Here is a 19,544-nt window from a genome sequence, read left to right on the forward strand (position 1 = left end):
GGGTATCACGCGGCGGCTTTCAATATCCGGAACGGCCTTTGCATCGCCCGCGCGAATTGCGGGGCGGGCGGCGCGTTCGGTGTCCTCAAGCGCGCCGATCCCCCCTAGGACCACTGCAAGGGAAGTTTCTGGGAGTTTGCAAGCAATGGCGTTCAAGACCCGCGTCACCGAGATGCTCGGCATCGAACATCCGATCGTGCAAGGCGGCATGCAGGGCGTGGGCCTGGCCGAGCTGGCCAGCGCCGTGTCCAACGCCGGCGGCCTGGGCACGCTCACCGCGCTGACCCAGCCCAGCCCCAAGGCGCTGCGGGAAGAGATAGAGCGCTGCCGTTCGATGACCGACAAGCCGTTCGCCGTGAACATCACGGTGTTTCCGACCCTGCTCCCGCCCGATTACAAGGCCTATGCGCAGGCCGCGATCGACGGCGGGGTCAAGATCGTCGAGACGGCCGGCACTCAGCAGGTGCGCGAGATCTGGGAAATGGTGAAGCCGCATGGCATCACCGTGCTCCACAAGTGCACGGCCGTGCGCCATGCCCTGTCCGCCGAGCGGCACGGCTGCGACATCATATCGATCGACGGTTTCGAATGCGCCGGCCACCCCGGAGAGGACGACATTCCGGGGCTGATCCTGATTCCTTCAGCGGCCGACAAAGTGAAGATCCCGATGCTGGCCAGCGGCGGCTTCGGTGACGGGCGCGGGCTGGTTGCCGCTCTGGCGCTGGGCGCCGAGGGCATCAACATGGGCACGCGCTTCTGCGCGACGCAGGAAGCGCCGATCCATGACAACGTGAAGGCTAAATATATCGAGAACGACGAGCGGGGGACGAACCTGATCTTCCGCAAGTTCAAGAACACGGCCCGCGTCGGCAAGAATGGCGTTTCCGACGAGGTGGTCGATATCTCCGCCCGCCCCGAATCGACCTTCGACGACATCAAGCACCTGGTGGCAGGGGCCGTGGGCCGGGAACTGCTCCAGTCCGGCGATCTCACCAAGGGCATCTTCTGGGCGGGAATGGTGCAGGGGCTCATCCACGACCTGCCGACGTGCAAGGACCTGATCGATAGGATCGTTGCCGAAGCCGAGGAAATCGTGAATGCCCGCCTCGGAAAGATGCTGGCCTGAGCCGGCGCGACGCACGGAGCGATGCCTGACATGACTTACGAGAAAATCCTCTACAGCCTGGAAAACGGCGTGGCGCGGATATCGATGAACGATCCCGCCACGCGCAATGCCGGATCGGCGCAAATGGGCGAGGAGCTTTTCGATGCCGTTTCGCGTGCGGCGTTCGAGGCGCGGGCCGTGCTGCTGACGGGCGAAGGCAAGGCCTTCTGCTCGGGCGCGAACCTGGGCGATGCGCAAGATATGCTGGATAACCCGCGCCGCGACGTGGGTACTTTGCTGGACCGGCACTTCAACCCCGTCATCATCGCCATGCGCGACATGGAGCAGCCGGTCGTCACCGCCGTGCGCGGCGCGGCGGCGGGCGTCGGCGCGGGGCTGGCGATGGCGGGCGACCTCATCCTCTGCGGAATGAGCGGGTTCTTCCTCCAGGCATTCCGTCATGTCGGGCTGGTGCCGGACGGGGGATCGTCCTGGTTGCTGGCCCGCGCGGTCGGCCGGGTGCGCGCCATGGAGATGATGCTGCTGGGAGAGCGGCTCCCTGCGGAGAAGGCGCTGGAATGGGGCCTCGTCAACCGCGTGGTGCCGGACGAAGACCTCGATGAAGCCGCCATGGCGCTGGCCGGGGAACTGGCGCGCGGGCCCTGGTCACTGCGACGGATCAAGCAGGTGGCCTGGGCCGCCACCGATTGCACGCTGGAGCAGGCACTCACCAACGAGCGCCTCGGCCAGCGCGATGCCTCGCGCACCGAAGACTTCGTGGAAGGGGTGACGGCGTTTTCCGAAAAGCGCCAACCGTCCTTCCAGGGGCGCTAGCAGTCTCGAAGGCCGCCGGACCCCGAAGTGGAACCGGCGGCTGAAAGGCGGTGGGGGAATCGACAAAGGCTGCCAGGGAAGGGCAGCCAGTGCGGCCAGGTCAGATGATCCCGCTGGTCTCCAACTCGGCTATTCGTTGTTCGCTATAGCCCAGTTCGGCGAGCACTTCGGCATTGTGCTCGCCCAGCATCGGCGGGGCGAGGCGGATGGTCGCCGGGCTGGCGGACATCATCGCCAGCGGACTGGCGATAAGGTCCACCGTGCCGCTTTCGGCATGGGCGTGCGGCGTCGTGGCACGCAGGTTCCGGTGCTTGACCTGCTCGTCCTCCCAGACATCGGCCAGCTCGTTGTAGCGAGCCGCCGGGATGCCCACGCCGTCGAGCATGTCCTGCATTTCGGTGACGGTGAAAGCCTTGGCCCAGGTGTTGATGATGTCCATCAGTTCCGCCCGGTTGGTCTTGCCGCGCTTGAGGTTGCTGTCGAAGCGTGGATCGGTGAACAGTTCGGGCTGCTCCATCAGCACGGTCAGGCGGCGGTAGTGCTCGTCGGTGCCGGCGGTGAGGTAGATGATGCCGTCCGCGCAGCGCATCAGGTCTGCGGGGCCGCCGCCATTGCCGCCATTGCCCAGGCGGGGCGGAGCCTGCCCGCTGATCAGGTAGTCCTGCATGATGTGGCTGACCATCGCGACCGAACTGTCGAGCAGGGCGATGTCGATGAATTGCCCCTCTCCGGTGCGATTGCGATATTGCAGCGCGCCGAGGACGGCGAGGGCGGTATTGTGCCCGGTCACGAAGTCGACAAGGCTGGGGCCGGTCTTGAGCGGTCCGCTGCCGGGCTGGCCTTCGGGAATGCCGGTGACGGCCATCATGCCGCCGGTTGCCTGGAACAAGCCGTCATATCCCGGCCGCGCGGCCATGGGTCCGGTCTGGCCGAAGCCGGTGACGGAGCAGTAGATCAGGCCGGGGTTGATCTCTCGCAAAGTCTCGTAATCGAGGCCGAAGCGCTTGAGATCGCCGACTTTATAGTTTTCGATCAGCACGTCGGCGGTCTTGACCAACTCGCGCAGGATCACCTGGCCTTCCGCTTTGGAATGATTGAGCGTGATCGAGCGCTTGTTGCGGTTGGACACGGTGAAGAAGCTGGAGTGACGCGTTTCGATCCCGTCCTTGCCGGGCACCCACGAGAAACCGTAGCCCCGGCCATCGTCACCGACGCCCGGGCGCTCGATCTTGATGACGTCGGCGCCAAGGTCGCCCAGGATCTGGGCGCCGATGGGGGCGGCAAAGACGCGGCTCATGTCGATGACGCGGATGCCGGCCAGGGCTGCTTTATCGTTCTGGTTCGTGCTCATGATGGCGCTGACGCTAGACCCTGCCCCGGAACCGGCCAAGACGAGCAGCCCCGCTTATCGCAGCGACGATCAAGCATCGCCTTCGCCCGGCCGGGCTTATCCGGCCCGCCGAAAACGCCTAGCCGAAAGCGGAAGACGATGGACGGGAGCATGCGATGAAGACGGCGATCATCACCGGGGCAGGCAGTGGCATCGGGCTGGAGACCGCGAAAATTCTCCACCGCGAGGGCTTTGCCGTGGTCGGCGTCGGGCGAAGCAGGGACAAGCTGGCGACCTTGGAGGCGGAGATCGGCAATCCCGATCACGTCCTGGCGATCAGCGCCGATCTGACCGATCCGGCCGCGCCGAAAGCCGTGGTTGCTGCCGCGCTGGAGCGGTTCGGGCGGATCGATGCCCTGGTCAACAACGCGGGCGTGGGCAGTCCCAAGCCGCTCGACGAGACTGACGACGAAGCGCTCGACGGTTTCCTCGATATCATGTTGGTTGCCCCGTTCCGGCTCTGCCGCGATGTCATGCCGCACCTTTCCGAAGGGGCCAGCGTGGTCAATGTCACCAGTACGTTCGCCCATATCGGCGGAAGGCGCGGGGGCGCCTATTCCGCGGCGAAGGGCGGCCTGAAGTCGCTCACCGAGCACATGGCCTGTGAATATGGGCCGCGCGGCATCCGCTCCAACTGCGTGGCGCCGGGCGTGACGATGACCGACATGGTCCGCCACCGTTTCGAGGACGAGACGTTCAAGCGCAGCAATGTGGAGACCACGCCTTATCCGCGGCTCGCCCAGCCCGAGGATATCGCTTCGGTGATCGCGTTTCTCTGCCTGCCGGGGAGCGAGATGATCAATGGCCAGTCGATCGTCGTCGATGGCGGCTGGACGGCGACGAAATATCTCTCGCCGCGCGTCACCCGCACGACATGGGTGGAACCGGAAGGGCAATAGGGCAGGTGGCTCCGCTCGGCCTTTCGCGCGGAGGCGGTCAGGTTCCGGCTGTGCAGAGCTGGTTGCCGCCGCGCCGTTTCGCGGCATAGAGCGCGGCATCGGCCTGGTGGAACAGCGCCTCCGGATCGACCACGCCTGCGAGGGCGGGCGCGGCCATTCCCGCACTCGCGCCGAGCGGCAGGGAATGGCCCTGCCAGACCACCGGCGACATCAGTGCTGGCAATCGGTGGCGCACGGAGCTTTCCAGCGCGGCGGACGAAGCGCTGCGGTCGAGGATCATGGCGAACTCGTCGCCGCCGATCCGGGCAATCAGGCGCGCTTCGGGGAATGTGCGGCGAAGGCGGCGCGCAAAGTCGCTCAGGCAGGCGTCGCCGGCTGCATGGCCCCAGGCGTCGTTGACCGTCTTGAAGCCGTTGAGGTCGAACAGCACAAGCGCGCCGATCTCGCAAAGACCTTCGCTTCCCGCAGGCCGATCGAGAAATTCGGCGTGAAAGCAGGCGCGGTTGGAAAGGCCGGTGAGGGCATCGTTCTCGGCCAGATGGCGCAGGCGTTCCCAGCGCAGGCGCTCTTCGGTTATGTCCTGCTTCATGCCGTAGAGGGTGGTCGCCCGGCCGCGTTCGACGCGCGTGGCAGCGGTTATTCGCATCCAGCGGACTTCGCCGTCACCGCGCAGGATCTGGGCGTCCATGGTGAAGCCCGAACCTTCCTCGATCGCCTTGGCGCGAAGCTGCGCGAGCAAGGCACGCGATTCCTCGGTGTAGAAATCCAGAGTCTCGCGCCGGTCCATCGGTCGGTCGGCCGGGGCGCCGAAGATGTTGAACACGCCTTCGGTCCAGGTCAGGGCCTGCGTCGAGAGGTCGCAGGACCAGGCGCCCATTTCGGTGAGCGCGGCAGCCTGGGCATAGAGCTGTGCCTCCTGGTTCGCGACAGGCGTGGAGGGCCGGGTCTGCGGCTGGACAGGGTCCAACAGGGATGAAACGATCGCGTGCTTCAAGAGAACCGATCCTCGGCGGAAGGCATGTCCCGGACGGGAGCCCGTAACCCGTTTAATCCCTTAGTGTAAAAGCATTGCTAACCATGCCGAACGGCTTGGCGCCTCCCGTGAGGCGGGACGGGGTCAGGCGAGAGGACGGGCAAGGGTGAGAGCATGGTCTGCATCGACGCCGCGAACCGATTCGCGCACGACCAGATCGGCCGCGAAGGTATGGCGATCCGTGTCATTGCCGGTCAGCCTGCTTACGGCCTCCCGCGCGATTTCGTCCCAGGGAATGCGCATCGAGGTGAGGGCAGGTGCGGTTCTGGCGGCGATGGGCATGTCCTCGAAACCGGCGACGGAAAGGTCCTGCGGCACTGCCAGACCGGCTTGCACCGCGGCCTGAAGGACGCCGGCAGCCATTTCGTCAGTGGCGGCGATGATCGCGCTGGGCCGGGGGCTGACGTCGAACAGGAGGTGCGCCGCGGCACGGCCGGATTCGCACGAGCCGTCTCCCGCCACCACCAGCAGGGGTCCGGTCAGGCGGCGATCCGCGATAGCCTCGAGAAACCCCTGTTCGCGCAGGCGCCCGGATAGCGAATTGTCGCTGTTCGAAACGAGACCGATCCGGCGGTGTCCTTCGGCTGAGAGCCAGTGGACGAGCTGCGCCATGGCGGTGCGATCGTCGCAGGCAAGACCGGGATGGCCGAGGCGCGCACAGCCTGCCCCTGCATCGGCACATGCGTGGGCAAGATCCTCCCGAGCCGAGAGCGGAGGAAGGAAGATGGCGCCCTGGGGGCGGCGGCGTTCAAGAAAGGCCTTCAGGCCCGCAAGCGGCTGTTCGCGCAGGAGCCAGGGCGTCATGACCGGGTCATCGTCGCCCAGAAACTCCATTATCGCCGTTTCCACGATAGCGGCGAGGGCGGGGTCGCTGCCGTCGTGGAACAGCGCGAGTGTGGCCATGGCAGGGTCGGCGGCGTTACCGGGTAGCGGAAACAGGCGGTGGTCGAAGCCCAGCTCCTTCATCGCGGCCAGGATGCGCGCGCGGGTAGCAGGGCCTACGGATGCGCTGCCATTGACGAGGCGGCTGACGGTTTTTCGGGATACGCCGGCAAGGCGGGCGACATCGTCCATGGTAAGGCGCGGCGGTGGCATTTCAACATCATGTCGCCCCGCGCATGCGCTTCCAAGCACAGTCCGATCCGATCCGGAGATGTGCCTGCGACGACCTGTTACAACCGTGTCATTGCAGAAAAGGCGCGAAATCCCTAAGTGGGCCGTGCTTCCGCAGCTGGCGGAACCGCCCACCCCACCGGAGAAAGATGAAGCTCGCCCCGTCGCAACGCCACTATGGAATGGATTGGCTGCGCATCGGCGCGTTCGTTCTGCTGATCTTCTACCATGTCGGTTTTTCGTTCACGCCGTGGGGTTATCAGACGCCCACGCGCGGTGTGGTGAGCTGGGCGGAAATTCCGCTGCTCGGCCTCAGCGCCTGGCGTCTGGCGCTGCTCTTTGCGATTTCCGGCTATGCCAGCGCCGCGCTTCTCAAGAAAGACGGCGACAATCGGGCCTTCCTCAAGAGCCGCATCCTGCGCCTTGGAATCCCTCTGCTTTTCGGCCTGACCGTGGTGGTGCCGCCCCAGCCCTACATGGGGCTGGTCAATAGCGGGTACGACCATGGATATGGTTACTTCCTGCTTTACGATGCCTTCCGGTTCCATAAAGTGGGATACGAGATCCTCCCGGCCACGATGCACATGTGGTTCGTGATCTATCTGCTGGCTTACACGCTGGTGCTCTGCGCCGGACTGATGCTCCTGCCCGGAAGCTGGCGCGCGGCACTGCGCCGGGGTGCCGAGCGTCTGCTCTCGGGACCGGCCTTGCTGCCGCTGGGAATCGGGCTGATCTTCGCGATCCGCATGCTTCCTTACGGCTGGACCGACATCCATAATTTCCTCCAGGACCGCGGCGCGCACCTGCACTATTTCGGCATGTTCCTGTTTGGATTCCTGCTGCGCGGTTCGGACCCCATCCGCGAGGCCATTGCCCGCCAGTGGAAGCTCGCCCTTGCGCTCGGCATCGCCGGCTATGCCTGGGTGATCGGCGACACGCTGCTCTATCCCGGCAATGTGCCGACGCCCGCGGCCTGGCAGGAGCCGTTGTCCTTCGCCAAGTCCGTCCAGTGCTGGGGAACGGTGATCGCGCTCTTCGGTATCGCCGATCGCTTCTGGAACTTCGATAACCGCTGGCGTGCGACTTTGGTGGAGGCGGTCTTCCCGATCTACATCGCCCATCAGACCGTGATGGTTTTCGTCAGCTATGGCATTCGCGACATGGGCCTTGGCGCCCTGGCGGAATTCCTCACGCTCTGTGCGGCAGTGGCCGGGGGTTCCTGGCTGTTCTACCTGATCGGGCGCGAGATAGGGCCGCTGCGTCCGCTGATCGGGCTCAAGCGGCAGCGCCGGCGGGGCACGGCCGAAGAGCAGAAGCCTGCCCTCGCTTCGGCAGGCTGACTCCCACGAGCAAACGGTTCCGACCTCTCGCGAGGCCGGAACCGCCGATCATTCCCGCGTCAGCAGCAGCGCCGCAGCCATCGGACCGCCGCCGGAGGTGGCGACGGCCACTTTCGGGTCGCCGGCGATCTGTCTCTCGCCGCCTTTGCCGCGCAGCTGGGTCACGGCCTCATGCGCGAAACCGAAGCCATGCAGGCGTCCGGCGCCGAGCTGGCCTCCGAACGTGTTCAGCGGTAATTCCCCGTCGCGCGCGATCCGCGTCCCGCCCTCGATGAAGCGGCCGCCTTCGCCCTTTTCGCAGAAGCCTAGGCCTTCGAGCCAGGTGATCGGCAGGAAGGCGAAGCCGTCGTAGAACTGCACCGTGTCGACGTCGGCAGTGGTGTAGTCCGTCCGCTTCCAGAGGTCGGCGCCGGTCTCGTAAGCGGCGAACTCCTCCACCTGATCCCAGGAATAGCGATCGACAGAGCCTGACATGGCGGCGATGCGGATCGGCTTGGCGGAGACTTCGTCCAGCGCGTCTTCGGCCGAAACGATCACCACGGTCGAGGCGTCGGAAAACCGGTCGCAATCGTAAAGGCAGAGCGGCGTGGTCACCATGCGCGCGGCCATGTACTTTTCGAGCGTCAGTTCTTCCTTGGTGATCGCGCGCGCGCGCGGGTTCGCCATGGCGTTTCTCGATCCGTTGATGGCGATCTGGCCAAGCTGTTCGCGCGTCAGGCCGTAGCGGTGCATGTGCCGTGCCGCATATTGCGCCGTCCAGCAGGCGGCCGAAGTGGCCCAAAAGGGGCTGGTCCACTGGGAACTGCCGCTGACGGTGTCCTGCTTCGCGCCCGCCATGTACTGGGCCGGATCGGCCATGCCGCCCGCTTCGTAGACCGTGCGGAAACAGATGACATGGCGGCACAGACCCTGCTTCACCGCCATGGCCGCCACGCCGATGGCCGAGAGTTGGGCCGGCTGCTCCATCGCACCCATGTGCCATTTCGACTTGATGCCCAGAACCTCGATCAGGTCCTCGCTGGCGATCGGGGAAAAGGCGGTATAGCCGGCCATCTTGCCGGGATACGTGAAGACCCCGTCGATCTGGTCGAGCGTGAGGCCGGCATCGTCGAGCGCCTCGCGCACGGCGTCCACGGTCAGCAATAGCGGATGGCGCGGCAAGCGCACCCCGACTTCGGACTGGCCGACGCCGGTAATATAGGCTTCCTTGCTGGGCATCAGTCCGCTTTCTCGAAGAGGGGATAGAAGACGCCGTCCTGTTCCTCGAAAACGACGCGGACGCGGTCCTCGAAGTCCACGGCTTCCACCGGGCAGCCGACGATATTGGTGGTCAGATAGACCCCCGGCGCCCCGTCCAGCTTCACGCGGGCGATCACGTAGGGCACTTCCAGCCCCTTGGCCCAGGGCTGGTGATTGATCGTGAAACTGTCGATCGTGCCGGTGCCGGGCACGGCCTGCGGGGCGACGTTTTCCGACTGGCAGTGGCGGCACAGCAGGCGCGGGGGATGGGTGAATTTTCCGCAGTCCCCGCAATGGACGATGTTGAGCCTGCCTTCGCCGCCGCCGGTCCAGAACGCGGTGTTTTCCTGATCCAGCCGGGGCCGGGGCCTGGGTAAATTCATGTCCGGAGCCTCTCCCTTTTAGGCGCCGAAATTCCGCGCCGCATGGGTCTGCGTCAAGCAGGGGAGGGGATTGATCGCGGGGGCGCGGGCGTTGCGCAAATGTCGCAAACCGTTGAAAATCCGATGTGGAAAAAGTTGATTTGGAGCGGATTTGCGTTGCCGCCAACATATCCCCCAAAAATCGGTAACAAGACTGTCATTGCGGACAAGTACTCGCCCGGCCGGTTTTTCAACCAATAGGGAATGCGACGTGTCCACGAAAGTCATCGCCAAAAAGGCTCTGCATCTGACCTGTGGTCTGGGTGCCATTTGTATTTCCGCCCATGCTTTCGCCCAGGACGCGGCGCCCCCCAGCGAAGGGCTTGGCGATATCGTCGTCACGGCGGAGCGACGCACCGAGAACCTCCAGCAGGTGCCGATCTCGGTGGGCGTTGTCGGCGGTGACCAGCTGCGCAGCTTCCAGGCTGCGGGCGACGATATTCTTGCGCTGTCGGGCCGCGTACCCGGCCTCTACGCGGAAACGACCACGGGCCGCATCTTCCCCCGTTTCTACATTCGCGGTCTCGGCAATATCGACTTCTATCTCGGCGCATCGCAGCCGGTGTCGATCATCCAGGACGATGTCGTGCTGGAGCACGTCGTGCTGAAGTCCAACCCGGTCTACGACATGGACCAGGTGGAAGTTCTGCGCGGCCCGCAAGGCTCGCTGTTCGGCCGCAACACGACGGCCGGCATCATCAAGATCGACACGATCAAGCCCACGACCGACCGCTGGACCGGCCGCGCCAGCGCCAGCTACGGCGAATACAACTCGGTGAACGTGGACGCCGGCGTTGGCGGACCGATCATCCAGGACGTCCTGGCCGTCCGCGTTTCCGGGCTCTACCAGCGCCGTGACGACTGGATCGACAACACCTACAGCGGCCCCAGCGCCGATGGCACCGTCTCGCCCAAGAAGGATGCGATGGGCGGCTTCGAGGAGCGCGACGCCCGCATCCAGTTGCTGCTGGCGCCCACCGGCTCGGGCTTCTCGATGCTGACGAGCTTCCATGCCCGCAAATACGAGGGCACGTCCACGATCTTCCACCGCGCCGCGTTTACCAAGGGTTCGAACGACGTAAGCCAGGAACCGCGCGACAAGATCGCCCTGGACGAGGCGCACAACAATCCGCAGGCCTACGATACCTATGGCGCCTCCAGCCGCATCGCCATGGACTTCGGCCCGGTCACGCTGACCTCCATCAGCGCCTGGGAATCGACTTCGGGCTATAGCCGCGGCGATACCGACGGCGGCGCGGCGGCGGACTATCCGGTGAACGGCGTGGCCAACGGCTATGGCCAGTCGCAGGGCAACGTGCGCGATCTCGACCAGCTGAGCCAGGAACTGCGCTTGTCCAGCAATGGCGACACCCGCTTCAAGTGGCAGGTGGGCGGCATGTGGTTCGACCAGCGCGACATCACCGAGTTCTATCAGCGCGCCTACTTCCTGACGCCGCCGGCCAACAACCCCAACAACTGGGTGCGCCTGCGCAACCAGAACACCAGCTGGGCCGTGTTCGGCCAGGCGAGCTACGAGCTGGCCGAGGGTCTGACGGTCACCGCCGGCGGGCGCTATACCAAGGACACGAAGAAGACGCGTCTGCTCAAGACCGCGGACACGGCGGCCGGCGCGGTGACTTACCGGGGGCGTCGCTACGTGCGTCTCTCGGGCGAGGAGCCGAGCTGGGATGTCAGCGTGAACTACCAGGTCAACCCGGACGTCAACGTCTACGCGCGCGTCGCGCGTGGTTTCCGCGGTCCGACCATCCAGGGCCGTTCGGCGGTGTTCAACTCGGACTTCACCACGGCGGATTCGGAAACGATCCTTTCGGGCGAGGCCGGCATCAAGACCAGCCTGCTGAACAACCGGGTGCGCTTCAACCTTTCGGGCTTTGCCTACCGGGTGAAGGACATCCAGCTGAACGGTAACGACAGCGACGGCAACGGCGTCCTGTTCAATGCCGACAAGGCCGAGGCCTACGGCATGGAAGCGGAACTGGAGGCACGTCCGATCCCCAACCTCTCGCTGACGGCCGGGCTCAGCCTGCTCCACACCGAGATCAAGGACAAGAACGTCTACGCCCAGGTCTGCGCGCTCAACGGCGTCGTCGTCTGCACGGTCGAGGACCCGACGATCACCAATGCGCGCGGCACTTTTGCGCAGATCGACGGCAATCCGCTGCCGAATGCGCCGAAGTACACCGCCAATGTCACCGCGCGCTATGACGTGCCGTTGGGCAATGGCGGCTCGCTGTTCGCGGCCACCGACTGGATGTGGCAGGGCTACACCAACTTTGTGCTCTACAAGACCAAGGAGTTCTACTCGAAGGGCGATTTCGAAGGCGGCCTCAAGATCGGTTACTCGGCCGCAGGCGGCCAGTACGAAATCGCGGCCTTCGCGCGCAACATCACCAATGAGAAGAACCTCAAGGGTGTGATCGAGAACTACATGGCCGCCGTGTTCAACGAACCCCGCGTGATCGGCGCTTCGTTCTCCGGCAAGTTCTGATCGGGACGTTCCGATCGGTCCAGTCGGATCCGGTAAACGGGTGGTGCGGTCGTCAGGCCGCACCACCCGAAACCATCGGAACTCCTATCGCACCGCGGGCATGATCTCCTCGGCGATCCACTGGGTGTAGTCACGGTAGGCTTCGATACCGGAGAGCGGAGGGATCGGAACCGAACTCCAGGTCACGCCCAGCCGGGAGAGTTCGCCCAGCCGCGCGATCAGCTCGTCCTTCGACTGGCCGGGCCGGGCGCGGGGATCGTCCAGGACCTTGTGACCCTCGCCCACGCGGGCGGTGGAGATACCGTAGAATACGTCTTCCAGGCGGCCGTTGTAGTCCGGCTGGGAGCGGATGAAATCCAGTCGCTCGGGGATCGTCTCCGGCTTGGTGAGGAAGGGCCACCAGCCTTGCGCATGGCGCGCGGTACGCCGCAATACGGCATCGGCATCGCCGCCGAACCACACCGGGATATGCGGTTTCTGCACCGGCTTGGGCTCGAAGGCCAGATCGCGGAAGGACACGTACTTGCCCTCGAATTCAGGGTTTTCCTGAGTCCAGAGGGCGATGATGGCCTGGATATATTCGTCCGCCATCGCTCCGCGCTCGTGGAACGGAATTCCGAGCAGCGCGAACTCCTCCTCCAGCCAGCCGACTGCAAAAGTAACCGTGACCCTCCCGGAGGAAAGCCAGTCCATGGTCGCGAGCGCCTTGGCCGTCACGATCGGGTGCTGGGCGGGCAGGATGGCGATGCAGGAATTGACCCTCAGCCGCTCGGTCGCGCCGGCGAAGTGGCTCATCGCGGTGAAGGCACTGAAATAGAAAGCGCCGGACAGGGCGACATGATCCCGCGGAATCGCGTGATGCTCGGGCACGGCGATCATCTCGAACCCCAGCTTTTCCGCCCATTTGGCCAGCGCCGTCTGGTCGGCGCCGGTCACGGCCGTCTCCCAGGGCTGCATCGTCGCCTTCAGTTCCAGCATATGCGGCATGGCGAAAGCGAGCTTCATGCGGGGTCTCCTGGTAACCGGACCAATGGCGATTGGGGGAAGCGGGAGGGCGGCTAGCCTCTCCCGATGAAGCCCGCGATTTCACGGGCGATCTGCTGCGGCAATTCGAGATTGAGCAAATGGCCGGCGCCGGGGTGCTCGATCCGGGTCACGTCCCTCCCGGCGGCATCGATCAACTCGGCCATCAGGCGGAAATCCTCGGTGTCGCGGCTGCCGGTCAGGAGGAGCGTGGGCAGGGCCAGCGCGGAAAGCCGGTCTACATCGGGCATTTCGGGTTTCTGGTCGTCCTGCACCCACTGGCGCCCGTGGAACGCGGCGATCCCCGCGCGCAGCCGCGCGGCGTTCGGGCCGTCGCGGGCCGTGTCGAACAGCGGATGCTGCAACCAGAGGTCGCGCGCCGCTGCCATTTCGCCCCCTCGCGCGGCGCGCCCGATGGCCTTCCAGCGTTCGATCCAGTCGGCGCTCCACGACCAGCCGACCATGAGCGGGCTCACCAGCACCAGTCGGCGCACCCGCTCGGGATGGTTCAGGGCAAAGTTGAGCACGGTGCCGCCCCCCAGCGACAGGCCGCACAGATCGGCCCGTTCCAGTTCGAGCGCATCCAGCAGGGCAAGCAGATCGTCCGAGTGCGAAAAGGGCGCTCCGGCTTCACCATGGGAATCACCGAAACCGCGCTGGTCGTAGGCGATCAGCGGCAGGTCATCGGGGAGGGCGGCCGTGACGGGCTCCCAGTCGTGCCGGGAGCCGCCGAAGCCATGCACCAGGACGAGCGGCGTGCCCGTGCCGCTGCGTTGACCCCCTGCCAGGGTGGCCTGGCAAGGGGTCGTCGTACCGATCTCGATGCTGAAGTCCTGTGTCATGACACGGAAGCTAGCGTCTTCGCCGCCGTCCTGCACTGCTCCAATCGCCCCGCACGATCCTTATCAGGCGGAACCCATGTAGCGCCCGCCATTGGTGCTGATGGTCTGCCCGGTCATGTAGCTCGCTTCTTCGGAGGCGAGGAACGCGGCGGCGGCGGCAATGTCCGCCACTTGCCCCAGGCGCTTCACCGGCAGGGTCTTGCCGTAAGTCTCGGCATCGATAGGCGCCTGGCGCAGCATGGGTGTGTCGATCGATCCGGGCGGGATCATGTTGGCCGTGATGCCCGTGCCGCCAAGCTCCATGGCAAGGGCCTTGGTCATGCCGAGCAGGCCACCTTTCGAGGAAACGTAGTGGCTTTGCGCAAAGGAGCCGGACTGCGTGGACGAGGAAGTGATGTTGATGATCCGCCCCCACTGGGCTGCCAGCATGTCCGGCACGATCTCCTTGGTGACCAGCCACGGGCCCTTGAGATTGATGCGGATCACCTTGTCGAACTCGTCCTCGCCGATGTCCATGAACGGGGTGAAAGGCGCGATGCCGGCATTGTTGACGAGAATGGTGATCGGACCCAGCTTGCTGCGGGTTTCCTGCGCCGCAGCCTGGATCGCCGCCTTGTCGGCGCAGTCGGCGGTGAGGGCCAGTGCCTTGCCGCCTTCGTCCTCGATCATCCGCACGGTTTCCGCCGCGCCTTCGGGATTGAGGTCCCATACCGCGATGGCCGCCTTGTCTTCGGCCAGCCGCCGGGCAATGCCGCGTCCGATCCCCGAGCCGCCGCCGGTGACGACGGCGACTTTGCCTTCAAGCGAACGTGTCATGCATTCTCTCCCGCAAGCATCCTGCTGTGCTGAACGGGTGAACAACAGGGGCGGGTCAAGTCAAGCCGAGCGCGCCGAATTCGCCTCGGCGGATTCGGGTGCGTTTACATCCGCTCCGCGAAACCGCCGTAGCGGCCCTTGTGGAACAGCATGGGATCGTCTTCCCGCACGGCTTCCATGCGCAGGACTTCGCCCAGCACGAACCAATGGTCGCCCGCCTCGGTCACCGAATAGAGCCGGCATTCGATGGCGGCGATCGAATCGGCGATGATCGGCAGGTTGTGGTCGGAAACGATGTAGTCCACGCCCACGAACTTCTGGTCGCCCTTGGCCGTGACGGCGCGGCACACGTCGGCCTGGTCGCTGGCCAGGACATTGACGCAGAAGTGCCCGGCCTTCTCGATCAGCGGCCAGGAAGTGCTCTTCCGATCGGGGAAGAAGCCCACCAGCGGCGGATCGAGCGAAACCGAAGTGAAGGAGCCGACCACCATGCCGGTGGGCCGGTCCTCGTCGAGCGCGGTGATCACACAGACGCCGGTGGGATAGCTGCCCAGCACCTTGCGGAATTCGGCCGGATCGATGGTCGTTGTCGTCACTGGGTCGTTCATCCTGTCGGTTGGAGCCTTGGGCAAGTCAGGGCTTCAGTATCCCCTCCATGCGCAGGGCGGTTTCGTCAAGCCACTGGCGAAATGCCACGACCCGCGGCAACTTGCGGATGTCCTGATGCGTGACGAACCAGAAGCTGCGCAGGATGCGCTTTTCCGGCAGCACGGCCACCAGGCGGGGATCGGATTCGGCCATGAAGCAGGGCAGCACGCCCAGTCCGGCACCGCTGGCCACCAAGCTTTGCTGCGCGGTGATGCTGGGGGAGCGGATCGCCGCCTTCAGGCCGGGCTGGATTTCGTCGAGATAGCGCAGTTCGGGGGAGTAGATGAGGTCCGGGATATAACCGACCAGCGCATGGCCATCCAGCAGGTCAGCCGGCCGCGAGGGCGTACCGTGGGCCGCGAGGTAATCGTGCGTGCCGTAAAGCGCGAGCGTGTAGTCCGACAGCTTGTGCGCCACCAGCGGCCCGGTGCGCGGGCGCGACAGCATGATAGCGACATCCGCCTCGCGCCGGGTGGGACTGAGAAAGCCGCTGGAGGCGACGAGGTCGATGGCGAGCCGCGGATGCGCGGCCTGGAAGCGTGGCAAGTGGCGGGCCAGGAACCAGCACCCGAAGCCCTCGGACGTGCTGATCCGCAAGGTGCCGTAAAGCCCGTCGTTCCCGCCGGCCTGTTCCGCGATGCGTCCGGCGGCGCTGGCCATGGCTTCCACCGAGGACAGCAGCGCTTCTCCCGCCTCGGTCAGTTCCTGGCCGCTGCGGGTCTGTTCGAACAGGGCAGTGCCCAGCGAGGCTTCGAGCCGGCGCAACCGGCGGCCGACCGTCGTGGGATCCACGCCCAGCGTGCGGGCGGCACCCGCGAGCTGTCCCGCCCGGGCGATGGCGAGAAAGGCCTGGTAGTCGCTCCAGTCGATCGAGGGCATCGTCCCAAAAGGTATCGTCAAGGTATCGTCACTGCGGGAAATGGTCCTCGGGGCTGCAAATGTGCAGTTATCGATGGCGTATTTTCAGCTTGCCTGCAAATCGGACCGGGACCACCTAACGTGGAAAGCGCACCGTGAGTGCCGTCGAAGACAATGCGAAAGGATGAGGAATGCGCCTGATTGACCACGTCGTTGTCGGCGGAAGCGGCGGATCGGCCGCCCGCATGGGTGACGTCTTCAACCCCAGCACCGGCCAGGTTCAGGCCCAGGTCCCGCTTGGCGACAAGGCCCTGCTCGACCGTGCCGTGGCCACCGCGCAGGAAGCGCAGGTCAAGTGGGCCGCCACCAACCCGCAGCGCCGCGCCCGCGTGCTGTTCAAGTTCAAGGAACTGATCGAACAGAATATGCAGGCGCTGGCAGAAATGCTGGCCTCCGAGCATGGCAAGGTCGTGGACGACGCCAAGGGCGACATCCAGCGCGGGCTTGAGGTCGTCGAGTTCTGCTGCGGCATCCCGCATATGCTGAAGGGCGAATATACCCAGGGCGCCGGCCCGGGGATCGACGTCTATTCGATGCGCCAGCCGCTCGGCGTCGGGGCGGGCATCACCCCGTTCAACTTCCCGGCGATGATCCCGATGTGGATGTTCGCTCCGGCCGTCGCGGTGGGCAATACCTTCATCCTCAAGCCCTCCGAGCGCGATCCCTCGGTTCCCAACCGCCTTGCCGAACTGTTCCTGGAAGCCGGCGCGCCCGAGGGCGTTCTGCAGGTGGTCCATGGCGACAAGGAAATGGTCGACGCGATCCTCGATCATCCCGGCATTGCCGCTGTCAGCTTCGTCGGCTCGTCCGACATCGCTCACTATGTCTATGAGCGCGGCGTTGCCGCCGGCAAGCGCGTGCAGGCGATGGGCGGCGCGAAGAACCACGCCATCGTCATGCCCGACGCGGACATGGACCAGGCCGTGAACGACATCATGGGCGCCGCCTATGGTTCGGCGGGCGAACGCTGCATGGCGCTGCCGGTGGCCGTTCCGGTGGGTGACGAAACCGCAGATCTGCTCCGCGAGAAGTTGGTCGCCGCGATCGACAAGCTCAAGGTCGGCGTGTCCAACGATCCCGAAGCGCAGTACGGCCCGGTCGTCACCGCCGTCCACAAGCAGAAGATCGAGAACTGGATCCAGACCGGGGTCGACGAAGGCGCCGAACTGGTGGTGGACGGTCGCGGCTTCTCGCTGCAGGGCTATGAGGAAGGCTTCTTCGTCGGCCCGTCGCTGTTCGACCATGTCACCACCGAGATGAGCGCCTACAAGGAAGAGATCTTCGGCCCGGTGCTGCAGATCGTCCGCGCCAAGAGCTTCGAGGAAGCGGTGGAGCTGCCCTCCAGGCACCAGTACGGCAACGGCGTCGCCATCTTCACCCGCAACGGCCACGCCGCGCGTGAATTCGTCCAGCGCGTGCAAGTGGGCATGGTCGGCGTGAACGTGCCGATCCCGGTGCCGGTCAGCTACCACAGCTTCGGCGGCTGGAAGCGCTCGGCCTTCGGCGATCACAACCAGTACGGCATGGAAGGCGTCCGCTTCTGGACCAAGGTGAAGACGGTGACCCAGCGCTGGCCGGATGGCGGTGCGGGCGACAGCGCCTTCATCATCCCGACCATGGCCTGACGATTGGCAGGGACCGGAGCGCGGAACAGGGTAGGGACTGCAGGTGTTTCCTCGGGAACGTCCGCAGAAAAGGAAGGTCGCTCGATGATGAAGATCGGCAATGCACTGGCCCCGGCCCTGACCGTCTCGCTGCTTGCCCTCGGTCTCGCCGCCTGCTCGAAAGAGCCGGCCAAGCCCACGGCCGAGGAAACCGCGACCACGCTTCCGGAGCCGGCGCCCGGTGCCACGGCGCCATCCTCGGGTGGCGGCTCTGCCTCATCGGAGCCGGCTGCGGTGCCTTCGGCGATACCCGCCGCCCTGCAGGGCCGCTGGGGTCTCGTCGATGCCGATTGCACCAGCACCAGGGGTGATGCCAAAGGCCTGCTGACGGTCGACGCCGATACGTTGAAGTTCTACGAATCAGTGGCCAAGCTCGGCACTATCAAGTCCGGCTCCGCGACGGCTCTGGAGGGCGAATTCGCCTTCACCGGCGAAGGGCAGAGCTGGAACCTTGACGTGGCCCTGCGCTCGCCCGACGGCGGCAAGACTCTTGTCCGCAAGGACACCGGACCGGACGCGATGCCCGGTACGCTCACTTATGCAAAGTGCCCCTAGAAGCACCCCACCGCACCTGCCAGGAACAGAACAGAGATGACCGAACAGTTTGGGCTGACCGAGGACCAGCTTGCGATCCAGGAGACCGCACGCAAGTTCACTGCCGACCGCATCACGCCCTATGCTGCCGAGTGGGACGAGAAGCACCACTATCCGGTCGATGTCTGGAAAGCGGCGGGCGAGCTTGGCTTCGGGGCGATCTACGTGTCCGAGGAAAGCGGCGGCATCGGCCTCGGCCGCTTGGACGCGGCGCTCATCATGGAGGCCATGTCCTACGGCTGCCCGGCAACCAGCGCCTATATCTCGATCCACAACATGGTCGCCTGGATGATCGACAGGTTCGGCGACCAGCAGCTCAAGGATCGCTATCTTCCTGACCTCTGCTCCATGGAGAAGATCGGCTCTTACTGCCTGACAGAACCGGGCTCCGGCTCCGACGCGGCCGCGTTGAAGACGACCGCGCGGCTGGTCCAGGATGCCGGAGGCGATCACTACGTTCTCAACGGCACCAAGCAGTTCATTTCCGGCGGGGGCTACAACGACGTCTACGTCGTGATGGCACGTACGGGCGATCACAAGTCGCGCGGGATTTCGTGCTTCGTCGTGGACAAGGACACGCCCGGTGTCTCCTTCGGCGCGCCGGAGAAGAAGCTCGGCTGGAATGCCTCGCCCACTGCGCAGGTGATCTTCGAAGATGCCCGCATCCCGGCCGAAAACCGCGTCGGCGCCGAGGGGGACGGCTTCAAGTTCGCCATGGCCGGTCTCGATGGCGGGCGCCTCAACATCGGTGCCTGTTCGCTGGGCGGCGCGCAGCGCTGCCTCGATGAGGCGGTTCAATATGTGAAGGACCGCAAGCAGTTCGACCAGCCCATTGCCGAATTCCAGAACACCCAGTTCCGGCTTGCCGACATGGCCGCCGAACTGGAGGCAGCCCGCGCGCTGCTCTATCTTGCCGCCGCCAAGGTCACCGCCGGCGCGCCCGACAAGACCCGCTTTGCCGCCATGGCCAAGATGATGGCCAGCGACACCGGCTCCTCGGTCGTCGACCGCGCCCTGCAACTCTTCGGTGGATACGGTTATCTTCGCGACTATCCCATCGAGCGGTTCTGGCGCGACCTTCGCGTCCATCGTATCCTCGAAGGCACCAACGAGGTCATGCGGATGATCATCGGCCGCGACCTGCTCAAGTAAGGG

At 65.2% G+C, this 19,544-nt stretch carries 18 protein-coding genes; 8 read left to right on the forward strand and 10 right to left on the reverse strand.

Annotated elements, in window-relative coordinates; translation table 11 throughout:
* Nucleotides 1-145 precede the first annotated feature (145 nt).
* Both ACZ1J6_RS10100 and ACZ1J6_RS10105 read left to right on the forward strand, forming a co-directional pair.
* A complete protein-coding gene (locus tag ACZ1J6_RS10100; RefSeq protein ID WP_132262379.1) occupies nucleotides 146-1,126 on the forward strand; it encodes an NAD(P)H-dependent flavin oxidoreductase in 981 nt (326 codons plus the stop codon).
* Nucleotides 1,127-1,156: 30 nt separating this feature from the next.
* On the forward strand, nucleotides 1,157-1,939 hold the full coding sequence (locus ACZ1J6_RS10105) for an enoyl-CoA hydratase-related protein (protein ID WP_431566553.1): 783 nt from the start codon (nucleotides 1,157-1,159) through the stop codon (nucleotides 1,937-1,939).
* Between the two features lie 100 nt (nucleotides 1,940-2,039).
* Here ACZ1J6_RS10105 and ACZ1J6_RS10110 read toward each other — a convergent pair whose 3' ends face one another.
* Nucleotides 2,040-3,290 (reverse strand): CaiB/BaiF CoA transferase family protein, encoded by a 1,251-nt coding sequence (locus ACZ1J6_RS10110; protein WP_431566554.1) that lies wholly within the window; start codon nucleotides 3,288-3,290, stop codon nucleotides 2,040-2,042.
* A 155-nt stretch (nucleotides 3,291-3,445) separates the two neighbouring features.
* Here ACZ1J6_RS10110 and ACZ1J6_RS10115 point away from each other — a divergent pair, with 155 nt between their 5' ends.
* Nucleotides 3,446-4,228 (forward strand): SDR family NAD(P)-dependent oxidoreductase, encoded by a 783-nt coding sequence (locus ACZ1J6_RS10115; protein WP_134092768.1) that lies wholly within the window; start codon nucleotides 3,446-3,448, stop codon nucleotides 4,226-4,228.
* A 37-nt stretch (nucleotides 4,229-4,265) separates the two neighbouring features.
* On the opposite strand, the gene ACZ1J6_RS10120 is transcribed toward ACZ1J6_RS10115, so the two are convergent.
* On the reverse strand, nucleotides 4,266-5,222 hold the full coding sequence (locus ACZ1J6_RS10120; protein WP_465128077.1) for a GGDEF domain-containing protein: 957 nt from the start codon (nucleotides 5,220-5,222) through the stop codon (nucleotides 4,266-4,268).
* A 123-nt stretch (nucleotides 5,223-5,345) separates the two neighbouring features.
* Nucleotides 5,346-6,356: a LacI family DNA-binding transcriptional regulator gene (locus ACZ1J6_RS10125; RefSeq protein WP_431566557.1), complete on the reverse strand. Its 1,011-nt coding sequence runs from the start codon at nucleotides 6,354-6,356 to the stop codon at nucleotides 5,346-5,348.
* A gap of 167 nt (nucleotides 6,357-6,523) precedes the next feature.
* Here ACZ1J6_RS10125 and ACZ1J6_RS10130 point away from each other — a divergent pair, with 167 nt between their 5' ends.
* Complete coding sequence (locus ACZ1J6_RS10130; protein WP_132262387.1) at nucleotides 6,524-7,714, forward strand: acyltransferase family protein; 1,191 nt, start codon at nucleotides 6,524-6,526, stop codon at nucleotides 7,712-7,714.
* 48 nt (nucleotides 7,715-7,762) lie between these two features.
* On the opposite strand, the gene ACZ1J6_RS10135 is transcribed toward ACZ1J6_RS10130, so the two are convergent.
* Both ACZ1J6_RS10135 and ACZ1J6_RS10140 read right to left on the reverse strand, forming a co-directional pair.
* Entirely contained in the window at nucleotides 7,763-8,932 is a 1,170-nt protein-coding gene (locus tag ACZ1J6_RS10135; RefSeq protein ID WP_431566558.1) for a thiolase family protein, read from the reverse strand.
* A complete protein-coding gene (locus ACZ1J6_RS10140; protein ID WP_431566559.1) occupies nucleotides 8,932-9,336 on the reverse strand; it encodes a Zn-ribbon domain-containing OB-fold protein in 405 nt (134 codons plus the stop codon). The genes ACZ1J6_RS10135 and ACZ1J6_RS10140 overlap by 1 nt, the downstream gene beginning before the upstream one ends.
* Before the next feature lie 250 nt (nucleotides 9,337-9,586).
* On the opposite strand from ACZ1J6_RS10140, the gene ACZ1J6_RS10145 reads away from it, so the two are divergent.
* Nucleotides 9,587-11,884: a TonB-dependent receptor gene (locus ACZ1J6_RS10145; protein WP_431566560.1), complete on the forward strand. Its 2,298-nt coding sequence runs from the start codon at nucleotides 9,587-9,589 to the stop codon at nucleotides 11,882-11,884.
* Between the two features lie 84 nt (nucleotides 11,885-11,968).
* Here the strand turns inward: ACZ1J6_RS10145 and ACZ1J6_RS10150 are convergent, their stop codons facing one another.
* From ACZ1J6_RS10150 to ACZ1J6_RS10170, 5 genes are all read right to left on the reverse strand, one after another.
* Nucleotides 11,969-12,889, reverse strand: a complete 921-nt coding sequence (locus ACZ1J6_RS10150) for a TIGR03619 family F420-dependent LLM class oxidoreductase (RefSeq protein WP_431566561.1) — start codon at nucleotides 12,887-12,889, stop codon at nucleotides 11,969-11,971.
* Between the two features lie 53 nt (nucleotides 12,890-12,942).
* A complete protein-coding gene (locus ACZ1J6_RS10155) occupies nucleotides 12,943-13,749 on the reverse strand; it encodes an alpha/beta fold hydrolase (protein WP_431566562.1) in 807 nt (268 codons plus the stop codon).
* A gap of 63 nt (nucleotides 13,750-13,812) precedes the next feature.
* On the reverse strand, nucleotides 13,813-14,565 hold the full coding sequence (locus ACZ1J6_RS10160) for an SDR family NAD(P)-dependent oxidoreductase (protein WP_431566563.1): 753 nt from the start codon (nucleotides 14,563-14,565) through the stop codon (nucleotides 13,813-13,815).
* A 104-nt stretch (nucleotides 14,566-14,669) separates the two neighbouring features.
* Nucleotides 14,670-15,161, reverse strand: coding sequence for a flavin reductase family protein (locus ACZ1J6_RS10165; RefSeq protein ID WP_132262398.1), 492 nt, complete (start codon nucleotides 15,159-15,161; stop codon nucleotides 14,670-14,672).
* 37 nt (nucleotides 15,162-15,198) lie between these two features.
* Nucleotides 15,199-16,092: a LysR family transcriptional regulator gene (locus ACZ1J6_RS10170; protein WP_132262399.1), complete on the reverse strand. Its 894-nt coding sequence runs from the start codon at nucleotides 16,090-16,092 to the stop codon at nucleotides 15,199-15,201.
* Nucleotides 16,093-16,262: 170 nt separating this feature from the next.
* Here ACZ1J6_RS10170 and ACZ1J6_RS10175 point away from each other — a divergent pair, with 170 nt between their 5' ends.
* The 3 genes from ACZ1J6_RS10175 (at nucleotide 16,263) to ACZ1J6_RS10185 (ending at nucleotide 19,541) form a co-directional block, all read left to right on the forward strand.
* A complete protein-coding gene (locus tag ACZ1J6_RS10175; protein WP_431566564.1) occupies nucleotides 16,263-17,756 on the forward strand; it encodes a CoA-acylating methylmalonate-semialdehyde dehydrogenase in 1,494 nt (497 codons plus the stop codon).
* Between the two features lie 84 nt (nucleotides 17,757-17,840).
* Nucleotides 17,841-18,350 carry a hypothetical protein gene (locus ACZ1J6_RS10180; RefSeq protein ID WP_431566565.1) on the forward strand — a complete coding sequence of 170 codons (510 nt, stop codon included), beginning with the start codon at nucleotides 17,841-17,843 and terminating at the stop codon, nucleotides 18,348-18,350.
* Nucleotides 18,351-18,386: 36 nt separating this feature from the next.
* Nucleotides 18,387-19,541, forward strand: coding sequence for an acyl-CoA dehydrogenase family protein (locus ACZ1J6_RS10185; RefSeq protein ID WP_132262405.1), 1,155 nt, complete (start codon nucleotides 18,387-18,389; stop codon nucleotides 19,539-19,541).
* Nucleotides 19,542-19,544: the final 3 nt, after the last annotated feature.

The sequence above is a fragment of the Novosphingobium sp. BL-S-21 genome (assembly GCF_055521655.1).